The organism is Synechococcus sp. MIT S9220 (genome assembly GCF_014304815.1).
In the GTDB taxonomy this organism is placed as follows: Bacteria; Cyanobacteriota; Cyanobacteriia; order PCC-6307; family Cyanobiaceae; genus Synechococcus_C.
This window is the reverse complement of sequence record NZ_CP047958.1, coordinates 700679-711397: the sequence shown is the minus strand read 5'-3', so window position 1 is coordinate 711397 and position 10719 is coordinate 700679. Positions and strand designations below refer to the sequence as shown.

The following is a 10719-nucleotide window of genomic DNA, read 5'->3' as shown; positions in this document are numbered from 1 at the left end:
GGTCTCAACCGAGAGGCTGAATGTCGTTGAGCTGCCAGGTCTTGTCGAACCAAGGCTCCAGCGGTCCGTAAAAACGGAAAATTCCAAACCATCCCTTACCGGGAATGGTCTGAATCCAGTTAGCTTCCTTGCCCTGCGGCGCAGTGGGACCGAAGTAGAGATCAATGCTGCCATTGGCGTTCACCACCATGTCTTTGTTGCGCTTGCTGTTTTTGCTGGGCAGCATCTGGGGCGTTTGCAATTCAGAACGCGTCTGGGGGTCGTAAACCACCATCGACCAGAAATCCTTGGCAGGCACGTTGGCATCCACCGTGAACTTGTAGGTCTTACTGCCATCGAGAAAGACGCCATCGGCATCAGTGGCCACAACGCCGTACTGAGATCCGGCACCGACCATCTTCAGCACCATGGCAGGAGTGTTGACGGTGTAACCCCAGAAAAAATTGCTTCTGGCATCAAGATTTCTGCCACCCCTACCGCCATCGATCAGCCATTCATGGCTTCCGCCGGCAAAAGGACTGAACCACTGCTTGTCCTCATAGAAGTAGACGTCGCGATTCCGAGGCTTACCCATGTCGGAGCGCACATAAGCAACTCCCACCTGCACAGCTTCCTCGAGAATCCTGCGATCCTCAGCACTGGGGTTGAAAGGTTTGCCTTTTTCAAGTCCGATCGCCGAAGCCAGTCCGAGCAGTTCTGGGTCAAACAGATCGACCGGTTCACGCTGAATCACCGTGTTCAGCTCCTCGAAGAAGTGGAAGTTATTGGCATGCACCGTGTTGAAGACGAGATCGCCTCCTTGCACAAAAGTCATCGCCGGAGGGTTGTCTTTCCGCGAGAGGGGATAAAGACGTACGCCGTTTTCATAATTGGCAACCGCCTGATCAGGCTTGCCTTGATCATCGAGAAAAGCACGCATGATCAACCAGTTGGAGTAACTGGGTGAACGAAATACGAAGTATCCCTCGGTGTTCGCGGGCTCTGCATCGTCGGGCCCCAGGATCAGATACTTGCCGCCTTTGCCCCGATCTGGGCCGGGAGCACCTGTATCGGCCACAAATCTGAAGTAGGCGTCATTGATCGTGCCAGGACCGAGGCCAGCTGGGATTTCAATCACCATCGGCCCCGTGTCCTTCAGATTGAAGAAGGCGGAGCCGTACACCGTGTCGGTGTTTCCTGTCAGGAAGAGCGGGTTGGAATTCAGCGGGGCCATCAACATGACCTTCGTGTAGTCGTCGACCCCCTGCTGCGCATGACCGACACGCATCATCTCGATGCTGGCAGCCGGCATCAGCGTGAGAAACGTCTCATAAGCGCGGATGAATTTGAGGTAGTCAAAACTGGCATCAACCGTGGCGGCATCCGGCATGCCGTCGAAAAAGCGAAACGTGCCTGCACTGGTGTCCACCTGATCAGGCGTGAACAGCTCAGCAGGAATTGGCGTGGTGTAACCCTTGGGGACAGGGCCGGAGGTGTTGGCCGTGCTCTGCGCCAGAACTGGCGCACACAAACTGGCAGCGAAAGCTGAGGCAAGAAAAACAGCGGAAGACCTTTTGCGCAGACTGCTCGCAAATCCTTTCATTGACTGCCGTACGGAGCGTTCTTTTTTTGTTTAAAGAAAATCAAACGATGCGACTGCGCAGCCAAATGAAATTCGCCCAAATGGGATCAGGCAGATCTCCGCCGCTTTTCAGCCGCTTGCAAACAGCCACAAAAAACGCGTGCGGACATCACTCACACGCGTTCAATCCACTGATTTCCACCGAGAACAATCCGGAGCCAACTCAGACGAAACAGCGTGGAGCTTGAGAAAGAGACCTAACCCAAACTCCTACGACTCCAATCACTTTTCCGGTTGAAACTGAGGAGAAGTCCAAGAACCATCAAAGTAAGCCTTCGTTGGCGAGTAGATGCGAATAGCGGCATTCCAGCCCGGATAAATATCGAGATAATTGTCCTGGCTTTTATCGCCACCGAGATGGATCACATAGTCGCCTTGCTCATTTTTCTTGGCAAAAGCACTGTTAATATTATATTTTTCTCCGACAGAGAACCCATCTTTATCGTAAACAGTGACTGACCAGAACGCCCGCGGATCAATCGGAACGTTTCTCAGAGTCAGCGTCTGAGGCTCTGTCGAATCAACAACCTTGGGGAATGGATAAACAGCGCCTTCCTTAGGAAGACCACCCCAGCCAATGGCAACCCCGAAGTTGCGCATCTCAGAGCTGATTTGACCTTTCTTGCCAAAAGCCATTTCCGAGGTGATCCCCTCCGGCTGCCGTCGCGCGTTGTAGTCAGCACGCAACGCCAGAATTTGTTTCATGTCGTACTTGTGCCCCACAACAAAAGCCCCCTTCTCGCTCTGCTCAAGCTTGATCTGGTCCTGCACAGCCGCTGCTTTCTTGAGATCCTCAGGATCCTGCATGTTCACCTGAGTTCTCACGAAAGCAAACACATAACGACTGCCCATGGAGTCTTGAGTGAGGCTGTAGCTCCCGGGCTTGTCACTGATCAGCGGAATCCAGTGCTCATCGTCCACGACCTCGAGAATCTGATAGCGATCGGTGTCGGGCAACACCACAGTGGCTGGACTGTTGAGATCCAGCACCGCAAAGGAATACAGCGTGTCGAAATTCGGGCGCAGGATGGACCGCTCTTTAGGGTCCATGGCAGTCTTTTGGTGAAGGAAAACACCCACGCCATCACTACAGGTGCCTTTGGCAATCTTGCGAACGTAGTCAGCAAGGATCACCTCAGTTTCAGCAAAGGCATAGTTGGCCTTGGTAACTGGTGTCACCGCCGTGGCGGTCTGCTCAATCGCCGCTTGCGGGCAGCTCTGGCCACTCGATGCCAGCCTGAAAGTGTCGGCTCTGCCGTTGAGACCCGTCAAGGCAGCGCATCCCATCGCTGAAGCAAAAAGAAGAGAGGCTCCCTGGCTCAATGACTTACTCACAGACCGTTGTTGTATGTACTAAGGACTGACTAGCAATGCCTTGCAGACCCGGCCATACAAGGCCTCACTTGAGAAGTCATCAAACGTTTTGTTCCTTCTGATTGAACTTCAAAGATGAGCCACAACAAATCCTTTTAATCCAGAGTGAATTCTTTCACCAGGCTGAGAAGATCACGCATATCTCTTTCCGACAGTCGGCAGACATTGTCAACCCACTGTTCCATCATGTCTTGAATTTCTTCACCCTGAAAATCATCACTAAACGTGGAGTGAGCTTGTCTCAACATCACTCCAATATCCTTGTGAGGCAACCACCAGTGAACGCTGGAAATCCGATCGACCCGACTCGTGGTCATTCGAGGTCCATCGCAAATGATGACCTTAAGGATTCAGGGCATTGCCCCCAAATTGGATGAATCGATCGCGAGTAGTGATTGATGCAAAGAATAGAGCCACAATTAACCTCCAGAGGCGTGGCTCAGCAAACAACTATCAAGTCATCAACTTTCATTCATCACATAATCAAAGATCAAGCACGACGGGCAGCAGATTCCGTCGTCCCCAGAAACTCAGCCAGCCGTGTCGTACCCCTTGCAACACTGATCACTGCTGCCATTGTCGTTGAGACGGGCTGAAAAGCATGCGACAACCAACGATCAATCGCTTCGTGCTCTTCATCGCGACATTCAGACAGGAATTGAATTAATCTCAGATCCATTGCGCCACAAAATCTGGGACGATGATGCAGGCAACTTTGTGTCAACCCTGATCAATTGTTGCTGGCTAGAAGCCCAAAATGTATCTGGGAGAAGTGATTGAGTATTTGCTCCCCTAAACCATAAAAATCAGCCGCAATACGCTGTTTTGACGATCGGATTCGTGGTTCTGGAGACCACGAGATAACAGAACACCATTAGAGATCACACGGACCTGACAGATCTCAGCGAAATGATCTCAAAAGCTTGGGCCTGTGACGCTCACCTAGGCCAGAGCTTGGTGCTGGAGTGAGAATGACACCATGATTGATGTGATCGGCACCGACGCCGGTGCCCCTGCCTCACTCCCTGAAGCCCTCCAGGCCTTGGTGCGACAAGCCGATCTAGTCGCTGCACCGCAAAGGATGCAACCGACACTGCAGCAGTGGCTAGAGGGTCGCTGCTCAACAAGGTGCATCAACAGCGACGATCCGATCAGCCTCTGCAAACGCCTGAGCGATCTCAACTCCAACCAACGGGGCGTGGTGCTTGCCAGTGGCGATCCGCTCTGGTTCGGCGTCGGCAGGGTCCTGATCGAACGCCTGGGGCGAGAGAATCTGCGCTTTCATCCCGGCCCTTCGTCACTGCAACTGGCTTTTGCACGGCTGGGTAGGCCCTGGCAGAACGCGGAATGGATCAGCCTGCATGGGCGCGATTCAGCTCCACTGATCCAACGGCTGCAGCAACGCCCATCAGCCCTGGCTGTACTCACGGATCCCAGCCGCGGCGGCGTCGACGACGTACGAGGCATCCTCAGAAGCAGCGGGCTGGAGGCCAGTTATGCGCTCTGGCTGTTTGAAGCACTGGGCCATGGTGATGAGCGCGTCCAATGCCTGAGTTCAGCCAAGCCGGTGCCCACAGATCTCAATCCGTTGCACCTGGTTGTGCTGTTGGCGGAGCCTCCCAGCGATCCGACTCAAGACCTTTTGCCCCTGTTCGGACTGGACGACGGCCTGTTTCTGCAACATCAGGACCGTCCTGGGCTGATGACCAAGCGAGAAGTGAGAATCCAGCTGCTGGCTGATCTCCGGCTGCCGCAACAAGGAGTTCTCTGGGATCTAGGAGCCGGCACCGGCAGCGTGGGCCTGGAAGCCTTGCGGCTGAGACCGCAACTGCAATTGTTTGCGGTGGAACAACGAAGCGGCGGCGGCACGCTGATTCAAGCCAATGCCAGGCGCTTGGGTGTGAAGCCCGCAGATGTGATCGAAGCCAAAGCCCTGTCTGTTCTTGATCAGATGCCGACACCTGATCGCGTGCTGCTTGGCGGCGGCGGTCGGCAACGAGCTCAGCTGCTCCAGGCTGTGATCGATCGCATGAACCCGGGCGGGGTGGTGGTGATTCCCATGGCCAACGTGGAAGCACTGGCGGAGTTGCGACCACTTCTGGACAACGCCAGCTGGTCGATCCAGATCAGTCAGCAACAGGCCTATCGAGGCCAACCTCTTGCTGATGGCACCCGGTTGGCACCGATGAACCCAGTCTTCATTCTCAGTGGCACCAAAGCCCAAGGCTGACCTGCAGAATCAAGGCAATTCCGATCTTGATCAATGCCGGTGCAGAAGGAGAAGCAGGTGTCACCCCTGCGGATGAAAATCACGCTGCTGATCGCTGGATTCGGTCCTCTGCTGGCCGTCGGGCTGTTTTTGCAATCCAAGGGATTCTTTGGATGAAAACAGCGCACATATAGTGGCAGCGTTAATCTGCAAAAGAAGGCAGAGCCTTACTGGTACGAATTCGAGATATTGCTAGCGTTTAGAAATAAAGCATCTATCCGTGAAATCTCTCCTAGCACTTGGCGCTCTGCTCCTTTCAGCGTCTCCAGTACTCGCCGATAAGTTTATTTATTTAAAATGCGATAATGAAATGACGCTGACTTCCACCGAGATCAGCACGGGAAAAACTCTCAATGATGGCGAGACCAAATCAGAGACTGTTTACTTAAAAATCGATCAAAATGGCAATCGATTTATGTCATACAAAGCTTCTTCAAACAAACGAGATTACAAGTGGGATAAAGCAACCATCTCTGGCGGTGTCCTAAGCGCAAAGATGCTCGATAAAAACGAGGCTTTGGAAGCCAATGGAGAGATTAATCTTGAGTTTCAACCAGCAGGTCAATTGAGATCCAAGGTCTCAGCCATTGCATTTGGAATGATTTCAACTGAGATTGATATACAAGGGAATTGCGTGGATGTGGATGGTTCAGTGTTTGAAAAGGCTCTGAATGAACCTGAGAGCTGATGCATCAAGCCAGCATTTTGCTGCATGCTCTAGCCGCTCTTCTGTAGATTGAATGGTGCCAGCAACGACACCAGACGGCACGACAACTTAATACACTACAATTTCATTGATACAAAATAATTCGGCTAATATTGTCGCCTACTAGACACACGCATGCGAAACCCGAAAGCAAACTGTCATCAGCAAAAGCGCTCTGAGATCCTTGATGGCTTTACCGATCCAATTCTCCCTTCAAGGCAGAACGCCTAGGCTTTAAGTAAAGCTCATTAACACTTAGCGAGACACATAATGCTGCCAATCCTCCATTGTACCAAAGCGTTGAAGCGCCAGCATTCGTCATCAACCCATCAATAAAACCAACGACAAAGGTGAAGCAAAGGACAGGCATCACTAACTTGTCTCCCAACTCCCATGCCTTTTTATCGATCCCTCTTTTGATAAAGATGACTGCCATAAGAACTAGAAATGGGATGAAGCTCCAATCAACACCATTTGGGACAAACGCTACGACCGCGAATGCTATGAACAATATTGCGATGACATAGTTCAGAACATTTGGATAGTTCTCCCAGACCAACCACTTCGGAGCTGGTTTTTGCTGTTTAGCCATTCGCAGAATCTGTGCATTCTCCCTTTCATAGCGCGTCTTGCGATCAATGCCGAGCCGGAGGCACAGTCCCCTGGCAGGACAGCGAGCGTTGCTGCAGTGAATGCTGAAAGACGACGGAACATGCAAGGCATTCTTTGGATGAAACCCGCTGAATTGCGCTGTTAGCCAAGGACTAACAAGGCAACTCAGCTTTTCAGTGAATCGCTTGCTCAGCCAACGAGGACTAGAACCGCCATGGATCAAAGAGCGACGATGAGTTGATGAAGTTCTTTGTCTTCTGAACCCTGTTTAACCTCTACAAGGATCTTTTCGTGGCCTTGGAAGATTGCTATGAGTCCGCACAGGCCCCCTTAAAGCACAACAAGAACAACATTGAGATCTAGCCCTTGAAGACGCAACAGAACCTCGTGTAAGACGAATGTGAGCTGCAGCAGCAGAGATGACAAAGAGAGAGGCAAACACCCATTTCATCAAAGAGGTCATCTCGATGGCTGACAAAGGCCACTGGACTGATTCTTTTCGAGTCAAATTGGCGTCCAGGATCCTCCTAGGGCGCATCTACACCCCTGAATAGCCGGCAACGACTTGGCATAGTACGCATGCACTACTAGGCTTGGTTCTCAGTGCTGGCAAAGTCGAGCGATGGATGGATGGCTGAAGGATCCAAAGGGATACTGGTATGCAAGATTTCGCAGAGACCCAAAGGCCTGGGCACTCAACGCAGGAGTGGTTGTTGACAACGGCAGACCCATGCCAGGCGACGAGGCGGCGCTTCTGAAGAGCCGACGAAGCATGCGATACGAGGACGCTGTTGCCCTGTGGTTCCAGCTCAAGGAGTACGGCTGGACCGCCACTGAGCCAGCCTGGTAAACCAGTGAAGGACGCCTGTGGAACGCAAGGAAATTGGGATCGTGACCGGGACCATGCCCCAACTGCCCGTCTTCAAGACCTTGGCTGCTTTGGGTGGCGCCGTGTTCCTGCTTCAGATGGGCTCAATCACTCAACAAGCCAGGGTGTGGAATCACTGCGTGGACAATCGCTTCCATCAGCTCAAAGGTTGGCGCGAAGGCATAAGCCCTACAGAGCTGATGAACCGATCAGTCAACTTCTGCAATGGCGGAGCAGAAGAGATCCCCTGACCCGCAAACGATCTCAATCGGAATCATCAATCATTCAACATGGAATAATCACCTGACTTCATCACTCTCAGGCTTCACAATGGTCAATTTCCGCTCAAGCTCAAAATCCTCAAAGAGAGCTGCAGCGTCATAAGCCTGACCGTTGCTGATCAAATATCGAATCCTTTCTTGCCACCATTGCTCAACTTCACGACAATAACGATCATCTGCTTCGTAGAAAAAGGATGACACAGGAGATGTCATAACTTTGTCGCTTTGGCAGATACTTGCTCGGACGGCAAGCCTCGCTGGCATGATTTATCACAACAGACCAGATCACATGAAGCAGTCCTGCCTTTAATTGCGATCAATCAAGGTGTCGATCGACAAAGCACACCATCGCTAGAGCGCGTAACGATTGATCAGCCAGGTCATATTTGAGCTGTAAAGCCTTGGCAACTTGTTGTCATGAATCAGGCCAACATCGATTGCCTTTTTATAAGCAGCAGCCTGTCTTCGATAGCGGTCTTCAAGGGCTTGAACTTTTTTGAGGCAATACTTGGTTTTCTTCCCTTTGGATGCAAATTCAAAATTACTTTCAAGATCAGAGGCGAGAGATGCGACTTCCTTGAGCCAGACTTCTAATCCAGCATCACCACCAAACTCAATCACATCCTTGAGTCGAAGCCACTCTTCATTGGGTTTTAACCTGACTTGACCAACAAGCTTCTGCAGATAACAGGAGATCATTTTATACGACTCTTGATCAATTCAACATAGCCTTGCACGGCCAAAGCCGCACAATCTAAAAACAAAAGCACAGGCGATTGATCGGATCCTGCTTAAGCGAAGAACAATCAGCAAGATCATCAACACCTCACCAAGTAATCATCAATCAACAATTCAGAGCAACACATAGTTCATCACTTTGCACAGCTTTGAAAAGTCGACTTCAAAACCACGATGTTATTTTGCAACGTTTGATTCAATTGTGGCTGGATCACCGGGTTGAATCTCTAAGCGCAGAGCTTCCCCCGCACCAAGCTCAATCACGCCATCAACAAAGTCAGCGCGGCCATTGCCATCTGCGTCAGCCCAGTAAGAGGGACAGGGCAATGCCGCGCACACCGGCACATTGGCTGCGATATCGAGCACCCTGCCGTCACGGATAAACAGCATGTCCAAAGGCGCGAGCGTGTGCAGCATCCAGAAACGCATCGGCCGAGAGGGTCGGGCCGGAAACCACATACCTCGCAGCGGCGGCAGGGCTGGGCGTTGCATCAAGCCCCGCTGCTGCTCATCAGGCTGGTCAGCAACCTCAAGAGCGATACAAGGCTGAGGATGCTGGTCAAGGCACCAACGCGCTTCGATCGGCAAGGTCTGGGGAGGCAGTGGTGGCTGGTCCATCAACTCGACCGCAGGCTCGGCACCCCGTCGTTGAGGCAATAGCCACGACCGCGGATCGTATGAATCAAACGAGGCTCGCCATCTTCCTCGAGTTTCTGGCGCAGATAACGCACATACACCTCGATCACGTTGCTGGAGGAACCCTGTTCATCCTTCCAGACATCTCGAAGGATGCGTTCTCTGCTGACAACCCTGCCCCGCTCCTCGAGCAGCAGCACCAACAGCGCATATTCTCTGGCCGTGAGGAGCAGTGAGCGCGCACCTCGACGCACCTGCCTGCAACTGAGATCCACGCTGAGATCAGCGAGCTGCAGAAGCGGAGGTCTTAATGAACTACGGGATTGAATCGAGAGATGCAAGCGCAACCGCTGCAGCAAATCGCTTGGTGCACTGCGGGTGAACCAGAAATCATCTGCACCAGAAGCCAACACCAACTCTCGGGCGGCAATGCTGTCTTCGCTCACTCCGATCAGAATCGGCAGAGAACCAAAACAAGAGCGCAGCTCGAGAACCGTTGATCCCTGGTCGCTGGCCAGGATCGCTGCAACCGGAGCTCGATTGGAGCCAGCAGCCAGACCGCTTTCCTCACCACCGGTCCAGTCGATCGGGGCGTATCCCGAAGCCCTCAGGCGTTCCGCCAGTGCTGCTGCCTCGCCGCCAACCAGCAACACAACAGCATCATCAACGCTGCCTGCCATGGAGCCATACGTAGCGGTCATGGCCGGTCGGGTTTAGCCACATGGGGCAGCCCCCAGCCCAGCTTGTTGCGCAGAACCTGGAAAAACTCATGGTCCCTGAGACGCACAAAGCGAACGGGATGATCACTGCGGCGAATCAACACGCGATCCTCCGGCCACACATAACAACCTGCACAGCCATCCACCACCATCATCAGGCGTTCCGGTGTGGCCGGAAAGACAGTGACTGGCTCAGCATCACTGAACACCAGCGCTCTGGACGCCAGGGAATGGGGAGCGATCGGCGTGAGCTGCAGCACCGGACAATCCGGTGTGATCACCGGACCACCGGCACTCAGGGCATAGGCCGTGGAACCCGTTGGGGTCGACAGAATCACCCCATCGGCGGAGATATCCACCGGAGCATGGCGTCCGATGGCGATCTCGAAGTGACACATGCTTGTGAGCGGTTCTCGGTGCAACGCCATCTCATTGAGTGACAACGCTTCCCAGCGACGCTGATCGCCGCGCATCACACTCACCACCAGATTGGCCCGCTCTTCGATCGTCCACTGCTGGGTGAGCACCTGCTCCAGGGCATGATCCAGATCATCGAGATAGGCCTCGGCCAGGAAGCCGAGATGGCCTGTATTGATGGTGAGAATCGGCACTCCCACAGGAGCGGTTTGACGCGCTGCGGACAACACCGTGCCATCGCCACCCAGCACGATGGCCAGCACCATCGATTGATCAAACCCCTCCGGCACGCAGGCGTTGTACCCGAGCATGCGCAGGTGCTGATCAGGATTGGCGAAACCCACCATCCCGCCTGAGCTGCTGGCGCGGATGACCTCGTGACCGCCCCGCTCCAGACGCGACTGAATCGTGCTCGCGGTATCAACCGCCAGCTGCTTGCCGTCATTGACGATCAGTCCGACACGGGGCACCGATCGCA

Annotated in this window: 13 protein-coding genes; 5 read left to right on the top strand and 8 right to left on the bottom strand. The window is 53.2% G+C overall.

What is annotated here, in order from left to right:
- Nucleotides 1-4: 4 nt before the first annotated feature.
- Together SynMITS9220_RS03635 and SynMITS9220_RS03630 are read right to left on the bottom strand one after the other, a co-directional pair.
- Nucleotides 5-1582: a DUF1254 domain-containing protein gene (locus SynMITS9220_RS03635; RefSeq protein ID WP_186990794.1), complete on the bottom strand. Its 1578-nt coding sequence runs from the start codon at nucleotides 1580-1582 to the stop codon at nucleotides 5-7.
- A gap of 261 nt (nucleotides 1583-1843) precedes the next feature.
- Nucleotides 1844-2908 carry a DUF1254 domain-containing protein gene (locus SynMITS9220_RS03630; RefSeq protein WP_186990792.1) on the bottom strand — a complete coding sequence of 355 codons (1065 nt, stop codon included), beginning with the start codon at nucleotides 2906-2908 and terminating at the stop codon, nucleotides 1844-1846.
- A gap of 1066 nt (nucleotides 2909-3974) precedes the next feature.
- Between SynMITS9220_RS03630 and cbiE the strand changes: the two genes are divergently transcribed.
- From cbiE to SynMITS9220_RS03620, 3 genes are all read left to right on the top strand, one after another.
- On the top strand, nucleotides 3975-5225 hold the full coding sequence (cbiE, locus tag SynMITS9220_RS03625; RefSeq protein ID WP_186990790.1) for a precorrin-6y C5,15-methyltransferase (decarboxylating) subunit CbiE: 1251 nt from the start codon (nucleotides 3975-3977) through the stop codon (nucleotides 5223-5225).
- A 33-nt stretch (nucleotides 5226-5258) separates the two neighbouring features.
- Nucleotides 5259-5381, top strand: a complete 123-nt coding sequence (locus tag SynMITS9220_RS13305) for a hypothetical protein (protein ID WP_255355636.1) — start codon at nucleotides 5259-5261, stop codon at nucleotides 5379-5381.
- Between the two features lie 103 nt (nucleotides 5382-5484).
- The gene (locus SynMITS9220_RS03620; protein WP_186990788.1) at nucleotides 5485-5952 is read left to right on the top strand and encodes a hypothetical protein; all 468 of its coding nucleotides are present in this window, start codon (nucleotides 5485-5487) and stop codon (nucleotides 5950-5952) included.
- A 211-nt stretch (nucleotides 5953-6163) separates the two neighbouring features.
- Here SynMITS9220_RS03620 and SynMITS9220_RS03615 read toward each other — a convergent pair whose 3' ends face one another.
- Entirely contained in the window at nucleotides 6164-6562 is a 399-nt protein-coding gene (locus SynMITS9220_RS03615; RefSeq protein WP_186990786.1) for a hypothetical protein, read from the bottom strand.
- Between the two features lie 642 nt (nucleotides 6563-7204).
- Between SynMITS9220_RS03615 and SynMITS9220_RS03610 the strand changes: the two genes are divergently transcribed.
- Together SynMITS9220_RS03610 and SynMITS9220_RS03605 are read left to right on the top strand one after the other, a co-directional pair.
- Complete coding sequence (locus SynMITS9220_RS03610) at nucleotides 7205-7432, top strand: DUF1651 domain-containing protein (RefSeq protein WP_186990784.1); 228 nt, start codon at nucleotides 7205-7207, stop codon at nucleotides 7430-7432.
- Nucleotides 7433-7485: 53 nt separating this feature from the next.
- Nucleotides 7486-7701 (top strand): hypothetical protein, encoded by a 216-nt coding sequence (locus SynMITS9220_RS03605; protein WP_186990780.1) that lies wholly within the window; start codon nucleotides 7486-7488, stop codon nucleotides 7699-7701.
- Between the two features lie 48 nt (nucleotides 7702-7749).
- On the opposite strand, the gene SynMITS9220_RS03600 is transcribed toward SynMITS9220_RS03605, so the two are convergent.
- The 5 genes from SynMITS9220_RS03600 to SynMITS9220_RS03580 form a co-directional block, all read right to left on the bottom strand.
- Entirely contained in the window at nucleotides 7750-7995 is a 246-nt protein-coding gene (locus SynMITS9220_RS03600) for a hypothetical protein (protein ID WP_186990778.1), read from the bottom strand.
- Nucleotides 7996-8082: 87 nt separating this feature from the next.
- Nucleotides 8083-8430: a hypothetical protein gene (locus tag SynMITS9220_RS03595; protein ID WP_186990776.1), complete on the bottom strand. Its 348-nt coding sequence runs from the start codon at nucleotides 8428-8430 to the stop codon at nucleotides 8083-8085.
- Between the two features lie 216 nt (nucleotides 8431-8646).
- Entirely contained in the window at nucleotides 8647-9087 is a 441-nt protein-coding gene (locus tag SynMITS9220_RS03590; protein ID WP_186990774.1) for a DUF192 domain-containing protein, read from the bottom strand.
- Nucleotides 9087-9806, bottom strand: a complete 720-nt coding sequence (locus tag SynMITS9220_RS03585; RefSeq protein WP_186990772.1) for a response regulator transcription factor — start codon at nucleotides 9804-9806, stop codon at nucleotides 9087-9089. Before SynMITS9220_RS03585 ends, SynMITS9220_RS03590 begins: the two co-directional genes overlap by 1 nt.
- Complete coding sequence (locus SynMITS9220_RS03580; RefSeq protein ID WP_186990769.1) at nucleotides 9803-10711, bottom strand: NAD(+) kinase; 909 nt, start codon at nucleotides 10709-10711, stop codon at nucleotides 9803-9805. Before SynMITS9220_RS03580 ends, SynMITS9220_RS03585 begins: the two co-directional genes overlap by 4 nt.
- Nucleotides 10712-10719: the final 8 nt, after the last annotated feature.

Bases quoted from the DNA above. Each gene is read 5' to 3' on its own strand.
- SynMITS9220_RS03585 (WP_186990772.1), bottom strand. From the start codon at position 9,806: ATGACCGCTACGTATGGCTCCATGGCAGGCAGCGTTGATGATGCTGTT.
- SynMITS9220_RS03635 (WP_186990794.1), bottom strand. From the start codon at position 1,582: ATGAAAGGATTTGCGAGCAGTCTGCGCAAAAGGTCTTCCGCTGTTTTT.
- SynMITS9220_RS03615 (WP_186990786.1), bottom strand. From the start codon at position 6,562: ATGGCTAAACAGCAAAAACCAGCTCCGAAGTGGTTGGTCTGGGAGAAC.
- SynMITS9220_RS13305 (WP_255355636.1), top strand. From the start codon at position 5,259: ATGCCGGTGCAGAAGGAGAAGCAGGTGTCACCCCTGCGGATGAAAATC.
- SynMITS9220_RS03610 (WP_186990784.1), top strand. From the start codon at position 7,205: ATGGATGGATGGCTGAAGGATCCAAAGGGATACTGGTATGCAAGATTT.
- SynMITS9220_RS03600 (WP_186990778.1), bottom strand. From the start codon at position 7,995: ATGCCAGCGAGGCTTGCCGTCCGAGCAAGTATCTGCCAAAGCGACAAA.
- cbiE (WP_186990790.1), top strand. From the start codon at position 3,975: ATGATTGATGTGATCGGCACCGACGCCGGTGCCCCTGCCTCACTCCCT.
- SynMITS9220_RS03605 (WP_186990780.1), top strand. From the start codon at position 7,486: ATGCCCCAACTGCCCGTCTTCAAGACCTTGGCTGCTTTGGGTGGCGCC.
- SynMITS9220_RS03630 (WP_186990792.1), bottom strand. From the start codon at position 2,908: ATGGGATGCGCTGCCTTGACGGGTCTCAACGGCAGAGCCGACACTTTC.
- SynMITS9220_RS03590 (WP_186990774.1), bottom strand. From the start codon at position 9,087: ATGGACCAGCCACCACTGCCTCCCCAGACCTTGCCGATCGAAGCGCGT.
- SynMITS9220_RS03595 (WP_186990776.1), bottom strand. From the start codon at position 8,430: ATGATCTCCTGTTATCTGCAGAAGCTTGTTGGTCAAGTCAGGTTAAAA.